We start from the raw sequence: 25,950 nt of genomic DNA, 5'->3' as shown, positions 1-25,950 counted from the left end.
ATTCTGCCCCCGTCAGTTGTAGGTGAAGGTGATCACCCCTGCTGCATTTGCTGAACCTGCTGTCACTATACTTCCCGTCTTATAATAGTTTGTGGAAAAAGCGAGCGACTGCTGAGCGGCTGCCCCGCCAGGGCTGTCGGGATGGGTGAAATAGCTATAGCTGGCATCTGCGCCGTCGTTCGTTACCGTCGTACGGCTCGAGGTATAGAGGCTGATGTCGGTATTCAATGGCAGCGCTTCGCCATCCAGATTCAACTGAACCCCCACCCCGGTGGCAACATTCTCTTCTGCCGTTAAGGCCATTACGGTGTTATCAGGATTATCACCACTCGCTTCCGCCGCCACCACCCGCATCGAAACATTGGTTCCCGGCTCGCAATAGAGGTTCATGGACTGCCGCGCTGATCCTACCTTCGTCGCGCTATTAAACTCGCCGGTATTGATGCTGCCCATGGCAAAACTGAGATTGATGCTACTGACAACGCACCCCATCGGGATCATCTGGATGCTGGTGGTTCCGCTGATATGCAGTTGGGAAATCGCTACCGTGCTATTACTGTCCTTTGCCGATACCGTCGCCACCGGATCGTTAAATGATAATGTACTATTGCTGGCAATCGGGCCGCCAGTCGCCACCAGCTGCAGTTGATACGCCGGGGTGTAATGGGTGGAAGCGTAGTAATCTAAAAAGCCCCGAGGCTCACCGAGTGCAAAGTTGGCATCCCCGATATAATGCACCTGCGAGTCGGGGGCGAAATCATTTGTATCGTTATCATATTCACCACTGATATTAAGCCACATTTTAACGCGTATCCCGACCCCCTGCACCGAGGTGGTATAGATGTTATCGCCGACCAACGCCCCGGCATTGCCCGAAGACCAGGCAAACACCGCGTAAATTTTCCCCTCGCAATTGAGCATATACGTTTGCGCGTGATTCAATTTCCCGGAATCATACAGCACCGTACCCGCGGTATAATTTCCGGCATTGATCAGTATTTTTTCAGGCAGCTTAGTCATCGAAATATCGCCGTAATTTTTCCCCCCGCATACCGCCCAGCTGTAGGAGGGGACCAGCACGACAATGAAAAATAAAATTAGCTTTTTCATAACACTCCCTGTCGAAATCATTATTTATAGGTCACTTCAAACGTGGCGGTAAAACCGACAATACCGGGACTCACCTGGCCATAGGGTGAGTACATCCGTGCCACCATGTTGAACGTGTGGATGTCCGTTTCGCTATCAAAGGTGTAGAGATACTGGTCTCCGGGGCCCAGAGGCTGCTGGTCGGCCATGCTGAGCAGTTGCAAACCAATGCCGCTGGCCCCGTTATTGCCTGTCCTATAGCTTTTATAGATCGAAGCGTGGGCTTCATCGAAACGGGCCCCATCGAATGCGATCGTCACCGCCGACGCATAGGCCGAACAGTGGGAAAAGAGCAGCTTAACCGGCACGCTGGCGCTGCTCGATCCCGCTTTTCCGGAGAACGTCTGATAGGGAACGGTGCCTAAATCAATACGATTCGACGGATCCACGGCCACCTCACAGGAGGGCGCTTCGATCGTGCCCGTAACCTTAAAATTGACCGTGCTGCTGCTCTCGTAAGCCAACCCGGAAGCGGAGAGCAGCAAAAGGCTAGCCAGTACGCAGCCCCCTGTTCCGCAGTCTTTAATCCTCATATCAGCCCTTCTTTTCCTGTTGCGCACGTGCGGCCATTATCGGCAAATGGCCTGATAAAACAGAATATTGTCGCTCAGCGTGGTGCTGGAAAAATCATAATGAGCGGTGCACTGCTCATTGCTTTTTTCCCCCCAGCGCGCTAACAGCTGACCTTTTTTCTGCAACCCCGTCAGGTAAACCTGCCCCTCATCGCCGACGATATTGCTGCGCGAGACGCTGGTATTAGGCCGCGCGTTATCGAGGGTCACCAGCGCGCCGAAGGGCACCACCCCGCTGCGGGTGCGCAGCGTGAGCATCGCCTTATAGCCAATTCGCGTGTCATACTGCACTTTGACGATCGCGTTGCGCGTCGGAACTACCGTTCTGGCAACGTTATCCACTTCAGCGCCGGGAATTTCCTGTTCATCCAGCGCCAGGCTATTACGATGGTACGGACGGACGTAGGGCACCACGGCATATCCGGCGGCATCCGTCGTCACGTTTGTCTGGCCGCGCACCGTCACATCGCTGAGGCCGGGGGTCTCGACCAGCGCCGAACTCTCCCCCAGAAAGCGTGACAGCGTGAGTCCGCCGGAATGGGCAACCATGCCGCCGCGCAGCGAATAGCTGTAGTGATTGCTGTAGCGGTCGTAGCCATAGCCGCCCGCCGCGTCGCCTTTTGCTCCCTGGTAGTTGACGCTGAGGTTGCCGGAAGTGCTCTTATCCTGGGTGTTGTACCCTTCAAGCACGCTCCAGTTCAGGGAGCGATCCTCGAACGCCGAGCCGTTGAGTCCCACGCTGTGCGTGGTGTCGTTATGGCGGGCATGGTTCAAGGTGTAATTCGCGGAGAGTGAGTCCCCCAGCGGAATGCTTAACGTCAGGGAGACGACCGTATCACTGGTCGGCCGGTTATCACCGCTGTCATCGGTGTTCTGCACGTTGCGGTTATAGGAATAGTTAATAAAGTAGGAGGCTTTGCCGATTGCTCCGCTATAGCCCACCCCGACCGACGCCATGCGCGAGTTGTCCCAGTAGGTTTCATTGATCAGCGACAGCGAAAGTGAGCCATAGCCAAACAGCGTCTGTGACACCGAAGCGTCAAAACGGCCTTTCGTTCTGCCCTTGCTGGTACAGCAGTCATACTGAGTGGAAGCGTTATCGACAAAATCCTGAAACGAATAGTATCCCGCGGTGGAATAGCGATAACCGGCCACGGAAAAGTTGGTGCCGGTCTGGAGAAAACTTTTGCTAAAGCGGACGCGATAAGATTGCCCCTGTTCTTGACTGGTCGATGTGGCCGCGGCGTTGGCGTTAACATCAGCCCATGACTGAGAACCATCAAATGAGAGGGCGCCGATAGTCCCAAGATTAAAACCAGCGCCTAACAGCAAATTGGTGTACTTATCTTCCGCCTGCTGAAAACCGCTATAAAGAGTAACGTTGCTGGTCACGCCATAAACCAGAGAGGACTGAATAAAGTTATATTCTTTATCGTCGGAGCTACCTGAGCGCGTTCTGCCGCTGCTCAGCGCATAGTCCAGTTGGCCCTCGCGCTGCAGGATCGCCAACGAGGCGAATGGCACCACAAAGTTTTGCTCGCTGCCGTCGGACTCTTTAATGCTGACGTACAGATCGCCGGCGCTGCCGGTGGCGTAAAGATCTTTTATTTCAAAAGCGCCGGGGGCAACGGTGGTTTTATAAATGCTATAGCCATTCTGATAGATCGAGACCTCAGCGGTGGTACGCGCAATACCCTTGATCGTCGGCGCAAACCCGTGAAGGCTATCCGGCAACATCTCTTTATCTGAGCTGAGCTGTAGGCCGGTAAAGCTCATGCTGTCGAAGATGCCGGACGACGTATAGGTGTTGCCCACCACCAGTTGACTGCGCAGGGTTTGGATATCGCGGGTGATATAGGAGTATACCGACTCCCAGCGACTGGTGTTGTCGCTGTGGCTATAGGTGCTGTAATTGCGCAGGCGCCACGGCCCCAGATTCACGCCAGGCTGCAGGCTGATAAACTGACTGTCGATAGTTGCGCCGTTATGCCGCGGGGTATTGCGCTGCCCGGAAATGCTGTAGTTGAGAATACCGGCGTTAATCCCCTGCTGCCACTGGCTCTCCGGCACATAGTCTCTGGGGCGATTCAGCATCGCGGCCTGCGGGACGGTAAAATCTATCCGCTGTTGGGCAAGCGAAACCGTAAACGTTACGCCCGGGATCGCCGACAGTTGAGCACAGGTTTCTCCTGCCTCGAACAGCTTCGGATAGGCGGCGGTATTGATGAGCCACGAATGAAGAAACTCCGAAGAAAGACAGGGAGTCGCCGTTGCGTTTGCACCAGCGTCAGGGTTATTTACCTGGAACAGGAGTGATTCAGAACCGACATACTTATCATTGACGTAAACATCCAGGTGATAGGTGCCCGGCGGTACGCCGTCTTGCGAAAAATAGGACAGATCAACCGAAGTCGCACTATTATCCGTAACTTCGAGTAGATTCGGGTTGAAATATTCATCGGCCTCGGCGCAAGTAGGTAGGGTACTCAGGCACAGAACAATAGCGACGCAGAGACTTTTAGTTGAACATAGCGGCTCAATGCTACTGAATAAGAGCGGTATATTTCTTCCCTGACATACCATAATCATTAATCACGCTCCATGTGATTTCTTTTTTTCCTGCCGCGGACAGGTTATTCCTGACGGGTATTTTTAAAGTAGAAAACGGGGCTGCAAACCATGCACCAGAAATATTTTTACCGTTAAGACTGATCTGTGAGAAATTCATATACAATGGCGAACTATTTTTTACCGTTACCGCCGCCCCTTCTTTACCCCATTGTAATTTGTCGGCATAGCTTTCTGGTGTATTACCTTTTAATGCGGCAGGCCGGTAAATTAATTTTATTTTCGAGTTGATAGCAAACTGCACGACATTTTTATCAGGAGTATATTCTGTTGCCGGGATCCCTTTAATATTAAGCCAAAATATGGACTCGCGGTCGTCTGGTAGCGTCTTTCCTGAACGCACAACGCGCACAAATCCTTTCTCTCCGGCTTTAAGACGAAATAGCGGCGGTGTAATAATAAATGCATCTTTTGCTGGTGAGCGAGCATCAGCCACAGAGAGCCAGGACTGTACGATATTGCTGCTCGGATCTTTATTCTCAACGTTAATGACGGCGTTATTCTTCGTCCCATCAAAGACAAGGCGCGTACCGCCAACTACCACGCTGGCTTGCGCGATAGAGGACGACAGCACTAAACCAACCACAAAAAAAGGATATCTCATACGCTTAAATAAGGGGAATAACAGACGATCCCCCTTTCTCCTTTCAATAAAATGCAGAATTAATGATAGGTCACGTTATAAGTTACCGTTGTCTGAACGGCACCCTTTGTCGGTTCACCAGCGCCCGATTTCACCATCTTAACGGTGAACGGAATCGTTGCGGCACCCGAAGAGATATCGACATCTGAACCTTCTTCGTTATTTTTCATCAGGCTACCGGCTTCGTCATACAGCGCCACAGCGACGCCCGTTGCTGCGTCTTCCGTTGCCTGGTTTTTAAAGTAATCGCTATTCGCGGTATCGGAAACCCCGCCGAAAGTCACGCGGGCGGAGTTATTTCCCCCCTCTTCCAGCGTCGGGCAATCCGCTAAGCTAAAGGAGAAGTTCTTAGCTGCACCGTAGGTATACGCTTTCAGGTCCGCCACCGAGGTGGTGCCCATATCAATGGCAGTCACACCGCCATCGATGGTCGCCGTACAGGTGGTATCTGAAACAACGCCATTAAAGGTAATGGTGTTATCAGCCTGGGCAACGGTAGACAGCGCGCTGCAGGCAGAGAAAATCAGGGCACCCGCCAGAAATTTTTTACTCATCTTCATATTTATTCCCATATCCATTATAAACGACAATCAGTCCGTCAATTGCTGTATGCAGCGATATTAGAGAATGAAATTCAATCAGCGCGGCGTCATGCAGGCATTTACATGCTATCGGCTTGATGACAGTCACTATTATGCAGAAATAAACGACCCGTTTTGAATCCATTCAATAATACAAGCTCGCGTAAAGAGAATAACGAACAAAAGGTAAAGTTTCAATTATCAATGGATATACCACTTTTTAAATAAAGTGTATTAAAACATTAGCAGCGCAACATAAGAACACTTAAAAATCAATTAGATAACCAGTAATATAATTCGTGAAAATAATAAAACCTCTGAATATTATTTAGATTACAATTAAATAATCGACATCAGCGAAATATTTAGTTACAAATTCAGGAAAAACATAAGAATCGACTTAATCTTTTATGATGAGTAATAACGGGTATAAACAAAAACAGGGGAAAATAGTCCATAACTATTCTCCCCCTCAATATTTCATAATATCCGGTTACGGGACCATGTTAAAACAGCAGCCAGCGCACGACCGGCGCAGCCAGCACGACGACCACACCTGAGAGCATCATCACCAGGCTGGCCACTACGCCCTCCTGCTGGCCCAGCTCATAGGAGCGCGCGGTTCCGGCACCGTGGGAGGCCGCCCCGAACCCGGCCCCTTTCGCCATCCCTTCCCGGATAGCAAGCCGTAAAAACAGCATGTCCCCCACCGCCATACCAAAGACGCCGGTGATCACCACAAACAGCGCAACCAGATCGGGTTGACCGCCAAGCGGTTTCGCCGCCGCCAGGGCAAAAGGCGTGGTCACCGAACGCACCGCCAGGCTACGCTGTATTTCGTCAGACAACATCAATCCGCGCGCCAGCCACACGGAACTGGTCACCGCTACCACCACCGCCGTTGCCACCCCTGCGCTGAGAGACATCCAGTGGCGTTTGATCACCGCGATATTTTCATAGACCGGGACGGCAAAGGCGATGGTCGCCGGGCCCAGCAGCCAGAGCAGCCAGTGGGTCTCTCCCATATAGCTCTGATAAGAGATATGGCCTGCCACCAGGATCAGCACCAGCAGGATCGGCGTAAATACCAGCGGCATCAACGGCAGTTTATGAAAACGGCGATACAGTTTTTTGTTAGCGTAATAGAGGCCCAGCGTCGCCACCAGACACAGGATACTTAGCGTGGCATCGCTCATTTTTTTATCCTGTTCACTTCGTAACGATAAACCTTGTCAACGACCCAGGCCGTAGCGCCGAGCACCATCAGCGTGCTTAACGCAATGACCAGGAAAATACGCCATCCGTCGACCATCAACAGCTGGGCATAATTGACCACCGCCACCACCGCCGGGACGAAAAACAGCAGCATCTCCGCCAACAGCCAGCGGGCGCCGGCGCGAACCCAGTTGAGGGGGATCACCCGGCAAACGATCATCAACAGGAGCATCACCATGCCCACTAAGTTGGCCGGCAAGGGTACCTGCCACCTGTTCACTAGATATTGTGCGAAGATGAATAACCCGACGTAGAGCAGCACCTGTATCGGGATCTGAAGTCGCTGCGCCACAGCAGGGGCAACGCGAGCTGGCGCGAAGGCCATGAGCGATAGTCCTGAAAAAAAGAAGTCAGGCATGCAGTATAGAGAGCCGCCGACGCGGACAGAAATGAATTAAAATCATCGCAGGTATAGTCTCAGGGAATAATTATGGATATCCGAACGCTGCGCTATTTCGTTGAAGTGGTTCGTCAGCAGAGTTTTACTCGCGCGGCGGAAAAGCTGTTTGTCACACAGCCCACCATCAGCAAGATGCTCAAAAATCTCGAAGATGAACTGAACTGCACGCTGTTGATCCGCGACGGCCGCAAACTGCTGCTTACCGATACCGGGCGCGTGGTTTTTGAACGCGGCCAGGCGATCCTCGGCGAGTTCAGCCAGCTGGAGTCAGAGCTGAGCGATATCAATCACCTGCATAAGGGGGTGCTGCGTCTTGGCATTCCGCCGATGGTCGGGATGCTGATGGCGGAGCCGATCAGCCGTTTCCGCCAGCGCTACCCGGGCGTCGAGCTGAAAATCGCCGAGTTTGGCGGCCTGACGGTTCAGCAGGCGGTCAGCAATGGCGAACTTGATATGGCGATGACCGCCCTGCCGATCGAAGAGGGCAGCAGCCTCACCACCCTGCCGTTGTTCAACCACCCACTGTGCGTCCTGACGCCTAGGACCGCGGCGTGGGAAGGCAAAACGTCGCTCTCGCCGGCGGAGCTGGCGGCGCATCCGCTGGTTATCTACAACGAGGAATTTGCCCTCAGCCAGCAGCTGATGCGCCTGTTTAGCGAGCACGACGTGAAGCCGCGGATCGCTGTGCGCAGCGGCCAGTGGGATTTTCTCGCCGCCATGGTGCAGGCCGGCATTGGCGTGGCGATCCTGCCGGAGCCGATTTGCCAGCGTCTCGACCCGCAGAATTTTTGCTGGATCCCATTGCAAAGCGAGCTGCGCTGGGAGCTGGGGATGATTTGGCGGGAAGGCGTATATATGTCGCGTAGCGCTGAGGCCTGGCTGGCGTGCAGTAAAGCGTTCTGGCTGGAATAACGCCTGGCGGCGCCAGGCTGGGGCGCATCGGGTGGATACCGCGGAGGTTGTCAGCCCGGTAAGGCGGCAGCTGCCCGCGGGCACACTTGCGTTACGAGAGATCACCCGGCGGCGCTACGCCACCGGGTCTGACGATCACTGATCTTCGATCAACAGCGCTTCCAGCAGGTCGAGGTCGTGCAGCAGCTTCTGCAGCGTCTCGTTACTGATCTGCCGGGTGGCGCGCAGATGGTACAGCTCACCGCGCTCAGAGCGCAGCGCCGCCAGGCGGAAGCGCCGCTCCAGGCTCTCTTCGAGCATCGAGGTTTCCACATCGTTACGACCATCGGCGCGGCGGCGCAGGTTACCGATCACCCGCGAACTGACTTCGGTCAGCAGCTGGTTATCGATATTCTCTTTGGTATCCGCCGCCAGCCGCTCTTCCATCTTCTGGATCGCCACAATCGCCACGTCCGCCGTCGCCGCGCGCGCCAGACGCTCCTCTTTCCGCTGCTGCACATTATCGCTCGATTCAATGTGGCGCAGCAGGATCGGCAGCGCAATCACCCCAACGAACAACGAGAACAGGATCACCCCGGCGGCGAGGAAAATCAGCTCATAGCGCGCCGGAAAGACATTCCCGTCCGGCAGCAGCAGCGGAATAGAGAGCACACCGGCGAGGGTAATCGCCCCGCGCACTCCGGCAACGGAGGAGATCAGCAGCTCGCGCGTGGTCCAGGAGCCAAACTCCATCGGCTTCTTCTTCAGGAAGCGCTGGCTAAGCTTACGCATCGACCACAGCCAGCCAAAACGCACCAGCATCAGCGCGGCATAGATCAGGATGATGTCGGTAAACAGCATCCAGGTCTCGACATTGGGGTCGGCTTCCGCCGCCACCAGCGAGCTGGAGAGGATATCCGGCAGCTGCAGGCCCAACAGCAGAAACACCATGCCGTTAAAGACAAACTCCAGCATCGCCCAGGTGCTGTTGGCGCGCAGGCGCATCGCCAGCGGCGCGGTACGCATCACGCCGGAACGGGTGATGGTCATCCCTGCCGCCACCGCCGCCAGAATGCCGGAGACGCCGATATGTTCGGCAATCAGATAGGAGGCAAACGGCAGCAGGAACAGCAGGACGATCTGCGTGGCGGGCTCGTCACCGCCCCAGCGGCTGAGGAAGCGCATCGAGCGGCCATACGACCAGCTCACCACAAACCCGGCCAGCACGCCGCCAATCGCCACTTTCAGAAACTCGACGGTGGCGCCGCCGACGGTAAAGACCATGGTGCCCATCGCCACCGCGACGGCAAACTTGAGCGAGACCAGGCCGGAGGCGTCGTTCATCAGCGCCTCCCCCTGCAAAATGCCCATGATTTTTTTCGGTATCCGCCCTTCCCCGACGATACCCGAGAGCGCCACGGCATCGGTCGGCGACAGCACGGCCGCCAGCGCGAACGCCGGGATCAGCGGAATGCCCGGCACAATCCAGTAGATCAGAAAGCCGATACCGACCACCGTTACGACCACCAGCGCCAGCGCCAGGCCGAGGATCTCGCGCCCGTGCTCAATGAATTCGCGAGTTGGCGTTTTCCAGCCGTCGGCGAACAACAGCGGCGGGATAAACAGGACCAGAAACAGCTCTGGATCAAATTCAACATGCAAACCAAAGGTCGGCCACGCCAGAAGCGCGCCAATGGCGATTTGCATCAGTGGGAGTGGAACCTGAAAGGGCAGTACGCGCGTCACTACCCCGGAGAGTGAGACCACAAGGGTCATGATGAGGATGGTAAAGAATATTTCCATGTGTTCCCTGTTTGCTGCGTTTTCTTTTATACCTGTGAGGCGTCTTGCCTTTGAATCATACGCTACCCAGATTAACGCAAATGGAAACAGGATGTGGCTTAAAAATAAAACGGGCGGCCTGAGCCGCCCGTGAGGAGCACAAAGGGTTTAAATCGCCCACCCGCCGGCGTAGAACACCACCAGCGCCACAGCGATAATCACCGTGCCGAGGTTCAGCTTACGCCACTCGCCGGAGACCAGGCGGCCGATCACCAGGGTCGCGAAACCGATCATGATGCCGGTCACGATGTTGCAGGTCAGCACGATAAACACCGCGGTGATCAGGCCAGCCATGGCGTCAACGAAGTCATTGAAATCGATCTTCGCCACGTTGCTCAGCATCAGCAGGCCGACGTACATCAGCGCCGGCGCGGTCGCGTAGGCCGGCACCAGATAAGAGAGCGGAGAGAGGAACAGGATCAGCAGGAACAGGACCCCTACCGTCACCGCGGTCAGGCCGGTTTTACCGCCGGCTGCCGTACCCGCCGCCGATTCGATATACACCGCCGCCGGCGCCGCCCCGACTAAGCCAGAGAAGACGCTGCTCAGGGAGTCGGTGGTCAGCGCTTTACCGCCGTTGATGATCTGTCCGTCTTTGTCCAGCAGGTTCGCCTGACCGGCCACCGCGCGGATGGTGCCGGTGGCGTCAAAGACCGCCGTCATCACCAGGGCCAGTACGCTGGGCAGCACGACCGGATTCAGCGCGCCGACAATATCCAGACTGCCAATCAGCGAGTTGCCCTGGTCATCGCTCAGGGATGGCATGGCGAAAATCCCGGAGAAATGGACGTTAGGATCGAAAATCAGGCCGACAATCGACACGCCGATAATGGTCAGCAGAATACCGCCCGGTACCTTCATTTTTTCCAGACCGATGATCACCGCGAGGCCAATCAGCGACATTACCACCGGGAAGCTGTCAAAGTTCCCCAACGCCACCGGCAGACCGTCCAGCGGGTTTTTGATCACCAGGCCAACGCCATTGGCGGCAATCAGCAACAGGAACAGACCGATCCCGATCCCGGTACCGTGGGCCACGCCCTGCGGCAGGTTGCGCAAGATCCAGCTGCGGATGCCGGTTGCCGAGATCACCGTAAACAGGACGCCCATCAGGAATACCGCGCCGAGCGCCACCGGAATACTGATGTGCTGCCCCAGCACCAGGCTGAAGGCGGTGAAAGCGGTCAACGAGATAGCGCAGCCGATGGCCATCGGCAGGTTTGCCCATAATCCCATCGCCAGCGAGCCAACGCCCGCCACCAGACAGGTAGAAACAAACACCGCGGCCGGCGGGAAGCCCGCTTTTCCGAGCATGCCCGGCACCACGATGACGGAGTACACCATTGCCAGAAAGGTAGTAAGACCTGCAACAATCTCCTGACGCACGGTGCTACCGCGCGCCGAAATTTTAAACCAGGCGTCTAATGAACCGCCGGTACGCGCTGAAGGCGTAGACATAGAAAACTTCCCCTGAAAATTTTTATTGTTCGTTGATATGCGTGGTGGACCTTCCACTGCCAGTTAAACGCGATCTCCTTGTACCGAATCGCAGCGCCAGGGGGGCCGCAAAAAAGCAAACGTTTAACTCCGCGCATACACTACGGTGTGTCAACCTTATCAACTCCCCCCGGCTAGCAGAAAAAAGAGGGAGCAAAACAGAAAGGCAAACGATTATCCGGCCTTTAGATAACCCTTTTCAACCGATGTTTATCGTATTTCGCTAAATTTCGCTTATGACGAACAGAAAATAACCAGCCGATGCGCAAACGTTATCGTCCATGCGCAATCCGCTAACAATTTTTTAGTGAGTTGCTTTCATTTAGCCGCGTCATCGGATCCGCTGATACTTCAGGCGCCGGGTAAGGTGAAGGGGCCGCCGCGCTCGATAGCCCGCTGCCAGGCCGGGCGCTGCTCCACCCGCTGTCGCCAGGCCTCAATATGGCGAAGATCATGCATGCCGCCGCGGGCCAGCAGCGCCATCACCGGGAAGCTCATCTGGATATCGGCCATGCTCAGCCGATCGCCGGCAAACCATGGCCGCGTGGCAAGATGGTCGTCAATGAACCGCGCATGGGTGGCCAACTGAGGATCGAGCCACGCTTTCTGTATACCTTTGCCCAGCAGCGAGCCCAGCGAGCGGACGCCAAAGGGCACCGGGGGTTTGCCGAGGCTGGCGAACACCAGCTTCATTAACAGCAGCGGCATCAGCGAGCCTTCGGCATAGTGCAGCCAGAAGCGGTACTGCAGTTTGTCATCCGCGCCCTGTGGCTTCAGCAGCCCATCGCTGTCCCAGCTCTCCTGCAAATACTCAAGGATCGCTCCGGACTCCGCCAGCACATAGCCGTTGTCTTCCAGCACTGGCGATTTACCCAGCGGGTGGATTTTCTTCAATGCCGCTGGCGCCAGCATCGACTTTTCCCGCTGATAGCGGACTATCTGATAAGGCAGCTGTAGCTCCTCCAGCGCCCACAGTACGCGTTGCGATCGTGACTGATTAAGATGATGTACCGTCAGCATGGGCCTCTCCCGTGGTTTGTTCAAATTAACTATAGGAACAGGCGCGGATTGCCGGGAAAATTTCGGCAAAATAGTGAGGAAAAAACGGCGGCGGATGCCATAGTTAAAGTGTCGACGCAAACCGGAACCTCCATCAACAGATTGCGCAATACTGAGGGACGTCGACGTCGGGGGAAACCCTCTCGTGAACCAACGAGATAATGCGAAAGACCAAGACCGGAAAACAACTAAAGCGCCCAGTTGTGGCGCTTTAGTTTTATCACTCCTCCTCCAGCAGCCGGGCGCCGGTCCCCTCTTCCCCCAGTTTATCGCCCGGGTTGCGTAGCGGGCAGTCGCGCCGCGATAAACAGCCGCAGCCGATGCAGCCGTCGAGCTGGTCGCGCAGCGCCGTCAGGGTGTGGATACGCCGGTCCAGCTCCTCGCGCCACTGTGATGACAACATTTTCCACTCTTTTGCGCTGAGATTGTGCCCTTCCGGCAGCACGCCAAACGCGTCGCCGATGGTGGCCAGCGGGATGCCGATACGTTGCGCAATTTTGATAATCGCCACCGCGCGCAGGACATCGCGCCGGTAGCGCCGCTGATTGCCGGCATTCCGCTGGCTGTGGATCAGCCCTTTACTCTCATAAAAATGGAGGGCCGAGACCGCCACGCCGGTTCGTTTTGCCACTTCCCCGGGCGTCAGCAGCATTTTGATGCGGGGTGATTTCTTTTCCATAAAGCGCTTTACCTCAAGTTAACTTGAGGAATTATACTCGCCCGCAGACAAAACGACGAATCGAGAATTGAGAGAGGCCGCTTTATGTCCCATCAGGATATTATTCAAACACTGATTGAATGGATTGATGAACATATCGATCAACCACTTAACATTGATGTAGTCGCCAGAAAGTCAGGATACTCGAAGTGGTACCTGCAGCGGATGTTCCGCACCGTGATGCATCAGACGCTGGGGGATTATATTCGTCAGCGCCGTCTGCTGCTGGCGGCGGAGGCGTTGCGAACCACCCAGCGGCCGATCTTTGATATCGCCATGGATCTGGGCTACGTCTCGCAGCAAACCTTCTCGCGGGTCTTCCGCCGGGAGTTCGACCGCACCCCCAGCGACTACCGCCATCAGATCTCCGCGTGACGCGACGGCTGAGGCACGTTCACGGGCGCGGGCGCATTGGCTAACCACTGCATAAACTCCCGCGCCGGCATCGCTTTCGCAAACAGCCAGCCCTGGCAATACTGCACGCCGCGCTTGTAGAGCCAGCTTACCTGCTCAGGCGTCTCCACGCCTTCCGCGATAGTCTTTAGACGTAACCCGCGCGCCATCTCGATGATGTGTTCGGCAATCAGGTGGCTGGTGTTGTTGGTGGTCAGCGTATCAACGAAGGTTTTATCGATTTTAAGGATATCGACGTTCAGGGCGTGCAGATTATGCAGATTCGAATAGCCGGTACCGAAATCATCGATGGCAATTTCATAGCCCGCTTCGCGGAACGCCTGAATCACCGGCGTGGTCTTCGGTACGTCGATAAACCCCCGCTCGGTTACTTCGATTTTGATCTGCCCGATACAGACCGCATAGCTGCGCGCTTTCTCACTGATCTGTGAAATCAGCCGCGCCGAGTGGAAGTCCGACGCAGAGAGATTGATCGCCACGTACAGCTGCGGATGGCTGGCAAGAAACTCTCCCATTTCGTAAAACAGCTCATCCACCACGTAGTCCGTCACCTGGGCAATCATGCCTTCATTTTCCGCCAGCGGAATAAACTCCGCCGGGTTCATCACCGGACCGTCAAACCCTGGCCAGCGCAGCAGCGCTTCCGCCCCGACGCAGCGGTTATTTTTAATATCGATAATCGGCTGGTAGTGCAGGCGCAGCTGGCGGCAGCTCAGAGCCCGCTGCAGCATATTGCGCGGCGAGTGATACTGCCGGCGGGTGCGCGACCACACCAGCACCAGTAAAATACTGCAGATGATCCCCAGCGGCAGCGTCAGGCTGGCCTGGTCACAAAAGTTGTGATAATAGCTGGCCCGCGAGGTGGACATAATGACGGCGATCGGCCGGATAGCGGAGCGGGCTATCGTATACACCCGGCCATTCTGATTAAAAAAGGTATCGCCTTCACGAATTAACGCATGGAGCTCCGCGGGCTCGACATTGTTACTAACCGAGAAAAAGAGGTTGGTTTTGGTATCGAACACGCCATAGGCTAAATCGCGATCGCTGGCGATCACTGAGCTGAACGAGAAGGGATTGACCACCACCACATAGGGCCCCTTCTGCATATAGTTCATGGCAAAGCCGGGATAAAACGGCGTGTCCCGGTAATAGTAAATCGCGACATCCGGCTTTTTGGTGTAATTGGCCGCCGGCATCCGCCAGCCGGTTTGCTGGTGAACGGACGTTGAACAGATAAAGCGCTGGCCGTTAGCGTAGATCAGATCTTCCACATACAGCAGGCCGCGAACGATATGCAATAAATAACGCTGATGGTCCGCTGAGCACAGCTCCCCGCGATACTGGCTGGCTTTCGCCCGGGCCTGATCCGCTTCGCGGATGACCATTTCCGTTTTTTGCAGCGCCAGCTGCGAAAATGAGTGTAATTGATCAATGGTTTCGGCTTTCGCCCGCAGTTGGGCAAACCACAATGCCAGTACCACTGGCAATAAAATAACCAAACCCGTTCCGATGAGCCTTAGCGCCTTATGCGGCGCACTGTCACCCATTTACGCTTACATCCATGCGATATGCCTTAATTAAGGTAGCCCAAACACGTTAGCAATCGCGACTGCGAAAGACATCAGCAGATTTCCGCCAGCCCTCACGGGCGTCAGCTTTACTACTGGTGGTGAAGAATAATACTTATTTATCAGGTATTCGGAAGATGTTCCGCCAAGATTAAGAATAGACGCGCTTCTGACTCGGTTTCTCCGTGTATTAAACAAGAACAAGTAATAAAACCCGCAGAATAATAATCATTAGCAAGAGAATGAAAATAAGATCATCAGGGGTTACTTACTAATATCCACATAAATAGCATTGTTATTAAGCGCAGCGAAAGCTCATTTTTTGACTGGTGAATAAAGCGCCAAGTGTGATATAGTTCACACAAGTTGATGAAACAGAAATGGCGTTTCATCACTCTCTAGTACGCCAGTTGAGACCAGAGCGCTATGCCATCGTCAGTCGCGCCAGGTCGTCCATGGCTCCCCGACTTTCTTTGAGGACAGGTTAATGGCTTCCATTACTACCAGTGTTGTGTTGTTGCGCTGGCCCCTGGTGAGCGCGGTACTGATGTTTCTTGCCAGTTCACTGAATATCCAACTTCGCAAAAGCGATTATGCCGGTCTGGCGGTGATCTGCAGCTGCCTCGGCCTTGCCGCCGCCTGCTGGTTCGCCACCGGTTTGCTCGGCATCACCCTGCTCGATATTGCCAAAATCTGGGGCAATATCAAAGATGTGATGATTGAAGTCATGAGTCAGACACCGCCAGAATGGCCAATGATGATGACCTGAGGTTAAAAAGCTTCCCACCGGGAAGCTTTTTCGTTTTCTGCAGCCCTTATTTCCCCAGTTTCGCCATCATCTCCGGACGCATAAATTTATGAATCACCACCATAAAGAGCAGCGATGGCGCCAGCAAAATCAGCGCGGTAATCGACGAGACCTGATAGTTACCCGACATGCTGGCGTTATAGAGCAGCAGCGGCAGCGTAGTGACATCCGGCGCCCCGACGAAGAAGGTGCCGGTAAACTCATCCAACGACTCCAGAAAAACAAAGATGCTGGCGGCAACGATCCCCGGCGCCGCCTGCGGCAGCACGATGTGCCAGAAGGTATACATCGGTCCGGCGCCCAGGTTACGCGATGCCCGCGCCAGCAGCGGGTCGATGGCTGAAAATGCGGCCACACAGATCCACACCGAGTACATAAGACCGTGGACGCTATGCACCAGCACTACCCCCGCGATAGTTCCGTTCAAGCCCCACTGGTAAAACAAACGGGCAACATTCATGTATACCGTCAGGTTGGGAAAGGCCTGCGGGAGGAGAAACAGCAGCATAAACAGCACCCGCAGCGGCATTTTCCGCCGGGAAAGCGCATAGCCGGCGGGAACGGAAATCAGCAAACAGACCCCCACCGACAGCAGGGCGATCAGTACGCTGGTTAACAGCGAGCTGGAGACATCGCTGTACGGATTGAAGACCTGATACCAGTACTTCAGGCCCCACTGGCTGGGCAGCGAATGGGGAAAATACCAGCTTTCCGCTACGGTCCAGATCAACAGGTTCAGAAGCGGGCCAAACATCGCCAGCAGCATAAACAGCAGTAGCAGAGTCTGCAGCACCGGGCTGGCGTTCACTTTACGGCGTCCTCTCACCCACCATGACGGAGAGGAAGCAAGGTTCAGCGCTTTCATCATTCACCGCCTTTTTGCTGCAGGCTGTGGCGCAGGTAAAACCACGACAGCGCGCCGCAGATCGCCAGCGACACCACGCCAAGCGCATTCGCCACCGCGTAATCACCATAGGAATTGACGCGAAACGCCATATCCACGGTCAGCATCGTCGGCGTCCCCACGCCGATCATCAGCGGTACCGACAGCACCGACATCATGGTTACCGTCGACAGCACCAGCGCCACCCCGATGGTCGGCAGGACCTGCGGCAGCATAATATCGAACAGCAGCCGCGGCCGGGAGGCGCCAAGGTTACGTGCGGCGAGGATCTGCGACGGCTCCAGCGCCGCCATCGCTCCGCAGATCAACAACGTAGCAAAGGCCAGCTGCTTCCAGACAAAGGTAATGACAATTCCCTTCCATCCCAGCCAGGAGAGGGTCTCCAGCGGCCTGACCAGATCGGCCGCCACCAGCGCATTGTTCATCAGGCCATTTTTGGCGAGAAAAGTGCGCATCATCTGGGCGACGACAATAAAGGGAATAAACAGCGGCAAGCGATACAAAAAACCCAGCAGGCGAACAACGGTCCGGCAAGGCGACAGCGCAATCACTGCCGAGAGGGTAATGGCGATCAGCGCTAACAACGCCACCGAGATCAGCACGATAAGCAGCGAAAAGAGCACATCGTTGGCGTAAAGCGCATAGACCTTGCGAAAATGATCGAGGGTGAACGGCTCTCCCGGCGCGGTAAACGCCGAGACCAGCGAAAACCCCAGCGGATACAAAAACAGGACCGCGATCATCAGCGCGGCCGGGGCAACCAGCAGCAAATATTTCAATGAACTGGACATAAAGGACCTGGCGTTGGTACAAGCAAGCGCCCGGGTCGGCGACCCGGGCTGGAAAAAAGGTTAATTGGCCACCTGGCTTTCGTAACCCTCTTTGATATCGTCAAAGTAGGGGGCGATCGGGAAGCTTTTGCCATACTTCGCCAGGGCTTCAGGCGAAATTTCGGCAAACAGCTTTTGCCAGGTCGCCGCATCCAACTTCGGCTTCACCTGCCCGGCGTCGATGCCCGGGTACCAGTTGAACTGCTTAACGATCCCCTGCGCCTGCACTTCCGGGCTGGTGGCCAGCGCGATAAAGTCGCGCGCCAGCTGCGGATTCGCCGCTTTCGCCGGGATGACGTAATACATCGGCTGACCCGGCATGCCTGGGGCCAGTAAAGCGAGCTTAATCGATGGCGGCAGCTTGCCCTGATCTTTCCAGCTATAGAACATGTCGACCCATACCGGGCCCATGGCGATCTCTCCCCGACTTAGCATATCGAGCGTTCCGGCGTTGCCCGGAGTGAAAGTGACATTTTTATTGAACGCTTTCAGTTTCGCATAGGCCTGCTGCCAGCCCTTTTCGACGCTTTTATCATAAGGCGCGGAGGAGAGGCGCTCGGCGTCGGTCCCGTAGGCGTAGATCCAGCCCACCACAAAGCTAACGCCGGACATGCCGTTCTTGATGCCGTTATAGCCAAAAGCCTGCGGATGTTTCTGCGTCCACGCGACCAGCTCGTCATACGACGCCGGTGGCGTACTGACGAGATCGCTGTTCCAGGCGATAGCGGTCTGGCTTAAGAACATCGGCATGACGTACCCGTCGACGTTAACGCCGAGCGCCTGGGTGGCGCTCGGCGAGCTCACCATGCCGCCGGTCTGAATATCCTGGCGATATTTTTGCAGCAATCCCTTTTCCACTTGCTCGCCCCCCGCCTTCTGATGCACCACGGCGACGTCGATATCCCACTGCTGCGCGCCGCTCTCCTTTTGGGCGCTCAACTTCTCGCTGATTTTATTCGACCCGGCGTCGCCAGGGCCGGTACCGATCACCCGCACCTTGACGCCGGGATGAGCGGCTTCAAATTTTGGCCCCAGCCAGGTTTTCACGTAATCCACCATATTCTGATCGCCCGCGGTGGCGACGTTAAGAAAGGTGTCGGCCTGGGCGCTAACGCTCAGGCAGAGGGTCGTTAAGATCGCTGCTTTCGTCTTAGTAAACATGAATTGTCCCCAGAATGAACACGCTGATATCACTGTGATAGTGGTAAAGGAAAAATATGGAGGGCCGGCATGGGCACATGGAGCCTGACGCGGCTTTTCGTCGGCCAGCACTGAGCGGAGTCGGCCTGCAGCAGGCGGTCATGGTAGCGCACGCTGTGGCGATACAGATTGCCCAGAAACGCGCTTTGCTCCACCATCCCCTCCAGGGCGAGCCCCTCCTGCGGCGCGGGCTGCGTTAATTCGGCGAGCATGGCATCGGCGCTGCGAAAATAAATGACTTTTTCACCCTGCTGAGCTGCGGATAAACCGGATATTGCGGCAGCAGATATTTCATCAGAGGTTATTTTATTATCGGCGCCCATAAAATCAGCGACGAAGGGTGTCGCGGGTCGCTGATATATTTGTTCCGGCGTGCCGGTTTGCTCAATTCGCCCCTGGTTTAATACTGCAATACGGTCCGCCATCACTAATGCCTCCTGTTGATCGTGGGTGACAATTAACGACGTAAAGCCGAGTTTCTTTTGCAGAGATTTAATTTCATGGCGCACATTGAGCCGCACTTTGGCATCCAGATTAGATAACGGCTCATCCAGCACCAGCACCTGAGGCTCTATCGCCAGTGCTCTCGCCAGTGCCACCCGCTGCCGCTGGCCGCCCGACAGTTCGGTCACCTTCACGTCAGCCAGCCCGTCGAGATTGACGATCCGTAGCAGCTCCGCCACTCGCCGCGTGATATCCGCCCCGCGCCATTTGCGCAGCTTCAGGCCATAGCCAATATTGCGCGCCACCGTCAGGTGCGGCCACAGGGCGTAGCTTTGAAACACCATGGTGATATTGCGCTGCTCCGGCACCTGATGGGTGATCGCTCGGCTGGCGATGGAGATCGCCCCGCTTTCCACCGGAATAAAACCGCAGAGGGCATTCAGCAGGGTGGTTTTTCCACATCCCGAAGGGCCGAGCAGAGCGATCATTTCCCCCTGCTCGACCGCCAGATCGATATTATGTAAAACCACTTTATCGCCATAACTAATTTTAAGGCCGGAGATCTTTAAATAACTCATATTCGCTACCTGACAGCGCTGTTGCGGGCATTTTTTATTGCTGTGAACACGTGTTCATTTAGCTGTAAAAAAAATGCAACGTTAACTCGACATGATGTGAGCCTACTTTGTCGGGTATTTATGACAATTTAATTAAGCGGCAAAAAATTTTGGCGAGGGTAAATGAAAATAGATGTGCTTGGCTGCGGGAGCGCCTTTTCCTGCACGCAAAATACCTCCGCGCTACGGGTAATCGACGCGGACAACAAACAGTGGTTAATCGACTGCGGACCCACCGTTCCCCGCGCGCACTGGCAGCGCGGCGGCGGGGTCAACGATATCGACGCGATCTACTTCACCCACGTTCATCCGGACCACTGCACCGGTCTGACGGCGCTGCTGAATTACTGGAAAAGCGGCTCCCGCAAGAAGCCGCTGATTATCTACTGCCAGCCGACGCAGCAGCCGATGCTCATGCAGCTGGCCGCGCTGGCGAACTGGCCGCAGGCGGAGCTCGGTTTCACCATCGACTGGCAAGCATGTCGTGAAGCCTGGACGTGGGAGGACTGGCAGATCCGCACGGCCCCCACCCAGCATGAGCTGAGTAATCGCGCCATCCGTATCACCATTGCCGGGCAGACGCTGTTTTACAGCGGCGATGGCCGGCCGACCGCCGACTCGATGGCCCTGATGGCCGGCGCCGGGCTGGCGTTTCAGGAGTGTGCCTCGGTGGCGGCCCTGGACGATGACGCCTCTCATGGCGATTTCCCCTCTTGCCTGATGCTGTTCAGAACGCTGCAGCTTCCAGCGCTGGGGCTCTATCACTGCGAGGACGCCGCCCTGCCGGGGCTGAAGCAGGCCTGCCAGCCGTGGCCGGGGTTATTCGTTTCCCGGGATGGGCTCGCCTTAACGTTGCCGCGTCCCCCGTTTACCGACGAGGCGCACATCCTATGAGCGCCGCATCACGTAAACCCAGCGTCACCGCCCAGGACGTCGCACGGCGTGCGGGCGTCTCCCGGGCGGTGGTGTCCCGGGCGTTGAGCAGCAACGGCAGTATCTCTCCCGATGCCCGGGCGCGGGTGTTGCGCGCCGCCGAAGAGCTGGGGTATCAGGTTAACTTCCTCGCCCAGGGGCTGAACCGCCAGCGCAGCCACTTAATCGGCGTGATCGTCTCGCGCATCAGCGATCCTTTTCGCAGCGCCCTGCTTGATGCCTTGCTCAACGAGATCCAGCGCCAGGGCTTTCAGGCGCTGGTGAGCGAGATCCATAGCGAGCAGGATCTGGCGCATACTCTGCGCCGTTTCACGCAGTTTCGCGTCTCCGGGGTTATCGTTACCTCCGGCCAGCCGCCGGAAGCGCTGGTGAACGAGTGCGTTCACCAGCATATTCCGGTAGTGGGCATTAACCGTCAACCGACGATCCCCGGGGTGGATTATGTCTGCTCTGATAACGCCGCCGGCGCCGAACTGGCCGCTAACCAGCTGTTGCGCAGCGGCTGTCGGCGCTTCGGCTGGCTCAATACTCTCCCTTCCACTTGGGCCGGGCGCATGCGCGGTGAAGCATTCAGCCGGGCGCTACAGGCGCGCGGAGTGGACATCGAACGCGACCTGGCGCACCTCGCCTGTCCGGAAGAGGGCTACGTCGGCGGTGAGCAGGCCGCGGCGCTCGCTGACGAGGTGCCTGAGGGGATCTTTTGCGCGAATGCCCAGCTTGCCTGTGGCTTTCTCGATGGGATGCGCCAGCGCGGCAAACAGGCACCAATGGATTTTCAGCTGATTGGTTTTGATAACACGCCGCCGACCGCGCAATATAGCTACCAGCTCACCACCCTACATCAGGATGTGGCGGCGATTTCCCGCCAGGCGCTTGCCCGGCTGCAGGAGCGCACCGCCGACCCTTTACAACCTTCACGCACCACCTGGGTGGAGGTGACATTAATTCACCGGCGCACGTCGCCCTTTGTTATCTGAGAGCAGGACTATGACGGAAGCACAACGAGAGTCATTATGCGCCTTAATTCGCCAGGCTGGCGCCCACGCCCAGGCGCTGCGCGATGCGGGATTACAGGTCGATAAAAAATCGCGCCAGGACTTTGTGTCGCAAGCGGATCTCGCGGTAGAACAAGAGATTAAAGGCTGGCTGCAGGCCCATTTTCCCCAGGAGGGTTTCCTCGGCGAGGAGAGCGGTTTCGCCGGCGATGCGCAGACCGTCTGGGTGCTCGACCCTGTCGATGGCACCACTAACTTTATCCTCGGTATGGATTACTGGTGTATCTCGCTGGCGCGAGTGTGCCAGGGCGAGCTGACGCTTGGCATTATCTACGCCCCCGATCGCGATGAGTTTTTCTTCGCCGGTCGCGGCGAAGGCGCGTATCTCAACGGCCAGCGCCTGACGCTACGCGAACCGGATCCGGATGCGGTGGTGGTGGGTATGGGCCGCTCCAGCCGCGCCCCGGCCAGCGACTACGCCTGGGCCATCACCACCCTGCTCGACGCCGACCTGGAATATCGCCGCTTCGGCGCGGGCGCCCTGATGTTGGCGCATGTCGCCGCCGGCCAGCTCCATGCCTATTATGAAGCACATATGAACAGCTGGGACGCGCTGGCAGGCATGCTGTTGATTGAGGAGGCGGGCGGAACGTGCAATGCGTTTCTCGCCAATGAGGGGCTGCGGCGAGGTAACCGCGTGCTGGCCGGCTGCGCAGGCGTCCAGCCACGACTGGCCGCCCTGCTGGAGAAATGACGCCCCACCGCCGGCGGCTGGCCCCGGCGTGGCCTGACTAACGCCAGGTTTCGCTGCGGGGAATATTATTCGGGCAGCGCTTAATCGCGCAAAAGGACTGGTAAAAACAGGAGTCAGACCGCTCGCCGCCGGCATGGTACGGGCACGATGGCCGCTCGCGTAATATTTCCCACTGCGCCTCGTCGTACACCGCAATATTGTAGATTTTTAATGAATGATACTGGTCATTAATTAAAACTCTTGAGGAATAGAGCTTCATTGTCTCGCCGGGCAGCAGGATCACATCGGCCTCGTACCACATAATAAATTTTAAGAAACGCAGGCTGGATATCGCCGAAAAGGCGATGCCGGATTGCGGGCAGATCAGAGTATTAAGAATAGTCCATTTCATATTCCTTCCTTATATAAATGCTACAAATTGTTACCATATATAGTGATAGCATTCATTAATATAAACTGCAAGCATCCCTGACAATTATGTGACTTAAGACGATTCCTAACAACATACTCCATTATTAGTAACGTTTACTTTTCGTCGAGAGATTAATGATTAGACCCTATAAAAACAGAAACAAATCAACCTAAGAAAAGAAAATACAATAAAAAAATAAGATTAAATAAAAATAATTGACAATATGTATTAGTCCCTTTAGATGAGCCTTCATCCATTCGTATCAGACAATGTGGCGCTGAGCGTCGCCAAAGCTTCCGCCGGCAGGGTCAGCAGCGCAATCAACGCCCGTGCGGCGGCTGACTGACTTTTATGCGGCGGGTAAACGACCGAGAAAGGCCGTGAGCGTCCGGCGAATGCCGGAAGCACAGGGACCAGCTCCCCACGCGCGACCGCCTCCTGCACAATAAACGCATAGCTCTGGCAGATCCCCGCCCCTGCGAGGGCCAACGAGACTACCCCGAGCACATCATCAGAAACATGCAGGGAGGAAGGCGGTAGCCAGTTAATATCCTGGTCATTTTCACGAAATACCCATTCCGCAACTTTTCCCGTCGCCGGCAAAATAAATGTCAGGCATGAGTGATGGCGCAAATCGGCTATTTTATTGAGCGGTTGCGTCGTAGAGCGTAAATAAGCCGGCGAGGCCACCAGACATAGCCCGGCATCTTCCAGTTTTTTTGCCACCAGACCACTGTCGGGTAAATGTCCCTGGCGCACCACCAGGTCGAAACCTTCGGCGATAATATCGACATTACGGTTGGTCATATTCAGCTCAATCTGGACGTCGGGATGTAATTGACGGAACAGCGCCAGGCGCGGCGGCAGACGGTAGTGTCCCCAGGTGGTGGGTACGCTCAGCTTTACGCGTCCGGACAGCGACCCTTTTTGCCCCTGCGCCTCCCGTTCGGCATTATCCAGCACCGCAAATGCCTGGCGGACCTGAATCAGGTAAGCATTTCCGGCCTCAGTCAGGCTGATCCGCCGGGTGGAACGGCGCAGCAGCTGACATCCCAGGCGCGTCTCAAGACGGGTGACGGCCCGGCTGAGCACCGACGGCGTTGACGATAGCGCCACCGCGCCGGCGGTAAATGACCCGCGATCGGCCACAGCCAGAAACACTTCCACATCCGAAAGATAATCAAACCGCCGGGCCATTTGGTTCTCCAGAGAACAAATGATTGTCATTCCCGGCATCTTATCTTCGCCAGGGGAATTAATAAAATCCTTTACCAGAGCTAACCAACCCTCTCTCGTTTTTCTGCTTCCTGGAGACCATAATGCATCGTTTTTCACTTTTTATTCTCGGCCTGCTGTCCCTGGGACAGAACGCGCTGGCGGCAGGAGCCGACGACCCCGCCCATTTAGCGCTCTGGCGCAGTTATGCCGGGGTAACCTGGGAGCAGCGCGTCGATGCGCGCTCCGTCGATGCCCCCATCGCGGGCTTGCATTTTGACGCCGCTGGCCGGGCGTTTGTCAGTACCCCACGCCTGATCTCGCCCCAGGCGCCCGCTACGCTCAGCCTGCTCGATACCGCGTCGCTGAGCGGCCCCGCACGCCTTACCGCCTTTCCATCCACCGAGGCGAACAGCATCAGCGCCGATCCCCGCACGCACCTGCGCAATGTGCTGGGCTTTTATGTCGACCACCGCAACGGCTGGCTGTGGGCATTAGATCAAGGCTTTGTCGCCGGCGAAAAGACGGCGCCGCCGGAGGCGCAAAAGATCATGATTTATGCGCTCAGCGACGGCAAACTGGTGCAGCGTATTCCGCTCGACAGCGTTGCCGATCGTGAAGGGAGCTTTCTTAACGATATTGTGGTCGATGAAGCGCGCCGGGTGGCCTATATCGCCGACAGCGGCCTGCGCAGCGCGCCGGATAACCAGGCCGGACTGATCGTTGTGGATGCTCAGCGTGGGACGGTTCGCCGGGTACTGAATAAGCAACCGGCGCTGATGCCGGTTGCCGGCCTGCAGGTGACGTCCCATGGGGAAACCGTCTGGCCGGGCAATCCCATTATTCTGGGCATCAACGGTATCGCGCTGTCACCGGACCAGGAAACCCTCTACTGGACGGTCACCACCGGCACCACGGCGCGGACAATCGCCACCGCCGCGCTGCGCGATCCCGCCATGAGCGAACGACAACTCGCCGCCGCCATCCGTACAGCGGGTGAGGTCGGCGGGAATAGCGATGGCATCGTGGTCGATAAGCATGGCGCGCTCTATATCACCGATGTGACCCATAACGGTATTGTCCGGTATCGCCCGCAGAGCGGACAGTTCACCCTGCTGGCCGCTGACGAGCGCGTATACTGGCCCGATACGCCGACTATCGGCCCGGACGGCGCGGTAATGTTCACCGCCAGCCATTTAAACCAGCACTTTGCTCAGGCGGTAAAACCGGGCGAAGAGAAATATACCATCTGGAAAGTGGTGCAGCCCTGATCCACACAGCAGGCAGGCCCAACGGGCCTGCCTGGGGTTTATTCAACCGCAATAATATCTGCCGATAATTAACGCAAACGGAAGCCTTGTGACTGGCCCTGAAATATCATCAGATCTTCCTTCTTCGCTATTCTGTTTTCCTTTCCTGCATAGCCAAATAATAATAATCTGCCGAACGATACTCGGCGGCATGTTCAGGTTTATTAGCGTTATTTCCTGTTATTGAATCCGGCTAACGGCGGCCGTTCTGCTAAGGAAGGTGCGAACAAGTCCCTGATATGAGATCATGTTTGTCATCTGGAGCCATGGAACAGGGTTCATCATGAG

At 56.1% G+C, this 25,950-nt stretch carries 25 protein-coding genes; 7 read left to right on the top strand and 18 right to left on the bottom strand.

Annotated features, from left to right (window positions below; translation table 11 throughout):
* Nucleotides 1–12: 12 nt before the first annotated feature.
* From L2I46_RS23455 to L2I46_RS23425, 7 genes are all read right to left on the bottom strand, one after another.
* Complete coding sequence (locus tag L2I46_RS23455; RefSeq protein ID WP_085551761.1) at nt 13–1,110, bottom strand: type 1 fimbrial protein; 1,098 nt, start codon at nt 1,108–1,110, stop codon at nt 13–15.
* A 20-nt stretch (nt 1,111–1,130) separates the two neighbouring features.
* Nucleotides 1,131–1,682: a fimbrial protein gene (locus tag L2I46_RS23450; RefSeq protein WP_050442670.1), complete on the bottom strand. Its 552-nt coding sequence runs from the start codon at nt 1,680–1,682 to the stop codon at nt 1,131–1,133.
* A 36-nt stretch (nt 1,683–1,718) separates the two neighbouring features.
* Nucleotides 1,719–4,310, bottom strand: coding sequence for a fimbria/pilus outer membrane usher protein (locus tag L2I46_RS23445; RefSeq protein ID WP_032454573.1), 2,592 nt, complete (start codon nt 4,308–4,310; stop codon nt 1,719–1,721).
* Nucleotides 4,264–4,953: a fimbrial assembly chaperone gene (locus L2I46_RS23440; protein WP_032454572.1), complete on the bottom strand. Its 690-nt coding sequence runs from the start codon at nt 4,951–4,953 to the stop codon at nt 4,264–4,266. Before L2I46_RS23440 ends, L2I46_RS23445 begins: the two co-directional genes overlap by 47 nt.
* A 59-nt stretch (nt 4,954–5,012) precedes the next feature.
* Nucleotides 5,013–5,570 (bottom strand): fimbrial protein, encoded by a 558-nt coding sequence (locus tag L2I46_RS23435; RefSeq protein WP_074423164.1) that lies wholly within the window; start codon nt 5,568–5,570, stop codon nt 5,013–5,015.
* Nucleotides 5,571–6,079: 509 nt separating this feature from the next.
* Nucleotides 6,080–6,769, bottom strand: coding sequence for an LrgB family protein (locus L2I46_RS23430; RefSeq protein ID WP_236948262.1), 690 nt, complete (start codon nt 6,767–6,769; stop codon nt 6,080–6,082).
* A complete protein-coding gene (locus L2I46_RS23425) occupies nt 6,766–7,173 on the bottom strand; it encodes a CidA/LrgA family protein (protein WP_004206336.1) in 408 nt (135 codons plus the stop codon). Before L2I46_RS23425 ends, L2I46_RS23430 begins: the two co-directional genes overlap by 4 nt.
* Nucleotides 7,174–7,278: 105 nt before the next feature.
* Here L2I46_RS23425 and L2I46_RS23420 point away from each other — a divergent pair, with 105 nt between their 5' ends.
* Complete coding sequence (locus L2I46_RS23420; RefSeq protein ID WP_017900105.1) at nt 7,279–8,160, top strand: LysR family transcriptional regulator; 882 nt, start codon at nt 7,279–7,281, stop codon at nt 8,158–8,160.
* Nucleotides 8,161–8,295: 135 nt separating this feature from the next.
* Here L2I46_RS23420 and L2I46_RS23415 read toward each other — a convergent pair whose 3' ends face one another.
* The 4 genes from L2I46_RS23415 to soxR form a co-directional block, all read right to left on the bottom strand.
* Nucleotides 8,296–9,942 (bottom strand): Na+/H+ antiporter, encoded by a 1,647-nt coding sequence (locus L2I46_RS23415; protein ID WP_004206334.1) that lies wholly within the window; start codon nt 9,940–9,942, stop codon nt 8,296–8,298.
* Nucleotides 9,943–10,089: 147 nt separating this feature from the next.
* On the bottom strand, nt 10,090–11,439 hold the full coding sequence (locus L2I46_RS23410) for an NCS2 family permease (protein ID WP_004206333.1): 1,350 nt from the start codon (nt 11,437–11,439) through the stop codon (nt 10,090–10,092).
* A gap of 390 nt (nt 11,440–11,829) precedes the next feature.
* Nucleotides 11,830–12,498, bottom strand: a complete 669-nt coding sequence (locus tag L2I46_RS23405; RefSeq protein ID WP_023291647.1) for a glutathione S-transferase family protein — start codon at nt 12,496–12,498, stop codon at nt 11,830–11,832.
* A gap of 259 nt (nt 12,499–12,757) precedes the next feature.
* Complete coding sequence (gene soxR, locus L2I46_RS23400; protein WP_004206331.1) at nt 12,758–13,216, bottom strand: redox-sensitive transcriptional activator SoxR; 459 nt, start codon at nt 13,214–13,216, stop codon at nt 12,758–12,760.
* Between the two features lie 84 nt (nt 13,217–13,300).
* On the opposite strand from soxR, the gene soxS reads away from it, so the two are divergent.
* Entirely contained in the window at nt 13,301–13,630 is a 330-nt protein-coding gene (soxS, locus tag L2I46_RS23395; RefSeq protein ID WP_023291646.1) for a superoxide response transcriptional regulator SoxS, read from the top strand.
* Here soxS and L2I46_RS23390 read toward each other — a convergent pair.
* A complete protein-coding gene (locus L2I46_RS23390) occupies nt 13,615–15,219 on the bottom strand; it encodes an EAL domain-containing protein (RefSeq protein ID WP_085551762.1) in 1,605 nt (534 codons plus the stop codon). The genes soxS and L2I46_RS23390 overlap by 16 nt on opposite strands.
* A 508-nt stretch (nt 15,220–15,727) precedes the next feature.
* Here L2I46_RS23390 and L2I46_RS23385 point away from each other — a divergent pair.
* Nucleotides 15,728–16,009 (top strand): YjcB family protein, encoded by a 282-nt coding sequence (locus tag L2I46_RS23385; RefSeq protein ID WP_002885064.1) that lies wholly within the window; start codon nt 15,728–15,730, stop codon nt 16,007–16,009.
* 46 nt (nt 16,010–16,055) lie between these two features.
* On the opposite strand, the gene L2I46_RS23380 is transcribed toward L2I46_RS23385, so the two are convergent.
* The 4 genes from L2I46_RS23380 to L2I46_RS23365 are packed head-to-tail and all read right to left on the bottom strand — an operon-like array spanning nt 16,056 to nt 20,004.
* Nucleotides 16,056–16,913 carry an ABC transporter permease gene (locus L2I46_RS23380; protein WP_102002619.1) on the bottom strand — a complete coding sequence of 286 codons (858 nt, stop codon included), beginning with the start codon at nt 16,911–16,913 and terminating at the stop codon, nt 16,056–16,058.
* Nucleotides 16,913–17,743 carry an ABC transporter permease gene (locus tag L2I46_RS23375; protein ID WP_085551764.1) on the bottom strand — a complete coding sequence of 277 codons (831 nt, stop codon included), beginning with the start codon at nt 17,741–17,743 and terminating at the stop codon, nt 16,913–16,915. The genes L2I46_RS23380 and L2I46_RS23375 overlap by 1 nt, the downstream gene beginning before the upstream one ends.
* Nucleotides 17,744–17,803: 60 nt before the next feature.
* Nucleotides 17,804–18,943, bottom strand: a complete 1,140-nt coding sequence (locus L2I46_RS23370) for an ABC transporter substrate-binding protein (protein ID WP_085551765.1) — start codon at nt 18,941–18,943, stop codon at nt 17,804–17,806.
* A 29-nt stretch (nt 18,944–18,972) separates the two neighbouring features.
* The gene (locus L2I46_RS23365; RefSeq protein WP_072421192.1) at nt 18,973–20,004 is read right to left on the bottom strand and encodes an ABC transporter ATP-binding protein; all 1,032 of its coding nucleotides are present in this window, start codon (nt 20,002–20,004) and stop codon (nt 18,973–18,975) included.
* 162 nt (nt 20,005–20,166) lie between these two features.
* Between L2I46_RS23365 and L2I46_RS23360 the strand changes: the two genes are divergently transcribed.
* Genes L2I46_RS23360 through L2I46_RS23350 form a run of 3 tightly spaced genes read left to right on the top strand, consistent with a single transcriptional unit; the run spans nt 20,167 to nt 22,725 of the window.
* Nucleotides 20,167–20,937: an MBL fold metallo-hydrolase gene (locus L2I46_RS23360; RefSeq protein ID WP_102003723.1), complete on the top strand. Its 771-nt coding sequence runs from the start codon at nt 20,167–20,169 to the stop codon at nt 20,935–20,937.
* Nucleotides 20,934–21,953: a LacI family DNA-binding transcriptional regulator gene (locus L2I46_RS23355; RefSeq protein ID WP_085551767.1), complete on the top strand. Its 1,020-nt coding sequence runs from the start codon at nt 20,934–20,936 to the stop codon at nt 21,951–21,953. Before L2I46_RS23360 ends, L2I46_RS23355 begins: the two co-directional genes overlap by 4 nt.
* Nucleotides 21,954–21,963: 10 nt before the next feature.
* Nucleotides 21,964–22,725: an inositol monophosphatase family protein gene (locus L2I46_RS23350; protein ID WP_072421189.1), complete on the top strand. Its 762-nt coding sequence runs from the start codon at nt 21,964–21,966 to the stop codon at nt 22,723–22,725.
* A gap of 37 nt (nt 22,726–22,762) precedes the next feature.
* On the opposite strand, the gene iraM is transcribed toward L2I46_RS23350, so the two are convergent.
* Together iraM and L2I46_RS23340 are read right to left on the bottom strand one after the other, a co-directional pair.
* Nucleotides 22,763–23,116 (bottom strand): anti-adapter protein IraM, encoded by a 354-nt coding sequence (gene iraM, locus L2I46_RS23345; protein ID WP_023291644.1) that lies wholly within the window; start codon nt 23,114–23,116, stop codon nt 22,763–22,765.
* A gap of 270 nt (nt 23,117–23,386) precedes the next feature.
* The gene (locus L2I46_RS23340; RefSeq protein ID WP_085551768.1) at nt 23,387–24,334 is read right to left on the bottom strand and encodes a LysR family transcriptional regulator; all 948 of its coding nucleotides are present in this window, start codon (nt 24,332–24,334) and stop codon (nt 23,387–23,389) included.
* A gap of 122 nt (nt 24,335–24,456) precedes the next feature.
* Here L2I46_RS23340 and L2I46_RS23335 point away from each other — a divergent pair, with 122 nt between their 5' ends.
* Complete coding sequence (locus tag L2I46_RS23335; RefSeq protein ID WP_085551769.1) at nt 24,457–25,623, top strand: SMP-30/gluconolactonase/LRE family protein; 1,167 nt, start codon at nt 24,457–24,459, stop codon at nt 25,621–25,623.
* Nucleotides 25,624–25,950 lie beyond the last annotated feature (327 nt).

It is taken from the genome of Klebsiella sp. 2019SCSN059, from assembly GCF_021739525.1.
Classification (GTDB): domain Bacteria; phylum Pseudomonadota; class Gammaproteobacteria; order Enterobacterales; family Enterobacteriaceae; genus Klebsiella; species Klebsiella quasipneumoniae.
Note: the sequence above shows the minus strand (reverse complement) of the source record. Positions and strands in the feature narration are given on the sequence as shown.

Bases quoted from the DNA above. Each gene is read 5' to 3' on its own strand.
- L2I46_RS23425 (WP_004206336.1), bottom strand. From the start codon at position 7,173: ATGGCCTTCGCGCCAGCTCGCGTTGCCCCTGCTGTGGCGCAGCGACTT.
- L2I46_RS23450 (WP_050442670.1), bottom strand. From the start codon at position 1,682: ATGAGGATTAAAGACTGCGGAACAGGGGGCTGCGTACTGGCTAGCCTT.
- soxS (WP_023291646.1), top strand. From the start codon at position 13,301: ATGTCCCATCAGGATATTATTCAAACACTGATTGAATGGATTGATGAA.
- L2I46_RS23340 (WP_085551768.1), bottom strand. From the start codon at position 24,334: ATGGCCCGGCGGTTTGATTATCTTTCGGATGTGGAAGTGTTTCTGGCT.
- L2I46_RS23455 (WP_085551761.1), bottom strand. From the start codon at position 1,110: ATGAAAAAGCTAATTTTATTTTTCATTGTCGTGCTGGTCCCCTCCTAC.
- L2I46_RS23445 (WP_032454573.1), bottom strand. From the start codon at position 4,310: ATGATTATGGTATGTCAGGGAAGAAATATACCGCTCTTATTCAGTAGC.
- L2I46_RS23370 (WP_085551765.1), bottom strand. From the start codon at position 18,943: ATGTTTACTAAGACGAAAGCAGCGATCTTAACGACCCTCTGCCTGAGC.
- L2I46_RS23360 (WP_102003723.1), top strand. From the start codon at position 20,167: ATGAAAATAGATGTGCTTGGCTGCGGGAGCGCCTTTTCCTGCACGCAA.
- L2I46_RS23375 (WP_085551764.1), bottom strand. From the start codon at position 17,743: ATGTCCAGTTCATTGAAATATTTGCTGCTGGTTGCCCCGGCCGCGCTG.
- L2I46_RS23350 (WP_072421189.1), top strand. From the start codon at position 21,964: ATGACGGAAGCACAACGAGAGTCATTATGCGCCTTAATTCGCCAGGCT.
- L2I46_RS23335 (WP_085551769.1), top strand. From the start codon at position 24,457: ATGCATCGTTTTTCACTTTTTATTCTCGGCCTGCTGTCCCTGGGACAG.
- L2I46_RS23380 (WP_102002619.1), bottom strand. From the start codon at position 16,913: ATGAAAGCGCTGAACCTTGCTTCCTCTCCGTCATGGTGGGTGAGAGGA.
- L2I46_RS23435 (WP_074423164.1), bottom strand. From the start codon at position 5,570: ATGGATATGGGAATAAATATGAAGATGAGTAAAAAATTTCTGGCGGGT.
- L2I46_RS23410 (WP_004206333.1), bottom strand. From the start codon at position 11,439: ATGTCTACGCCTTCAGCGCGTACCGGCGGTTCATTAGACGCCTGGTTT.
- L2I46_RS23390 (WP_085551762.1), bottom strand. From the start codon at position 15,219: ATGGGTGACAGTGCGCCGCATAAGGCGCTAAGGCTCATCGGAACGGGT.
- soxR (WP_004206331.1), bottom strand. From the start codon at position 13,216: ATGGAAAAGAAATCACCCCGCATCAAAATGCTGCTGACGCCCGGGGAA.
- L2I46_RS23415 (WP_004206334.1), bottom strand. From the start codon at position 9,942: ATGGAAATATTCTTTACCATCCTCATCATGACCCTTGTGGTCTCACTC.
- L2I46_RS23385 (WP_002885064.1), top strand. From the start codon at position 15,728: ATGGCTTCCATTACTACCAGTGTTGTGTTGTTGCGCTGGCCCCTGGTG.
- L2I46_RS23440 (WP_032454572.1), bottom strand. From the start codon at position 4,953: ATGAGATATCCTTTTTTTGTGGTTGGTTTAGTGCTGTCGTCCTCTATC.
- L2I46_RS23420 (WP_017900105.1), top strand. From the start codon at position 7,279: ATGGATATCCGAACGCTGCGCTATTTCGTTGAAGTGGTTCGTCAGCAG.
- L2I46_RS23365 (WP_072421192.1), bottom strand. From the start codon at position 20,004: ATGAGTTATTTAAAGATCTCCGGCCTTAAAATTAGTTATGGCGATAAA.
- L2I46_RS23405 (WP_023291647.1), bottom strand. From the start codon at position 12,498: ATGCTGACGGTACATCATCTTAATCAGTCACGATCGCAACGCGTACTG.
- L2I46_RS23430 (WP_236948262.1), bottom strand. From the start codon at position 6,769: ATGAGCGATGCCACGCTAAGTATCCTGTGTCTGGTGGCGACGCTGGGC.
- L2I46_RS23355 (WP_085551767.1), top strand. From the start codon at position 20,934: ATGAGCGCCGCATCACGTAAACCCAGCGTCACCGCCCAGGACGTCGCA.
- iraM (WP_023291644.1), bottom strand. From the start codon at position 23,116: ATGAAATGGACTATTCTTAATACTCTGATCTGCCCGCAATCCGGCATC.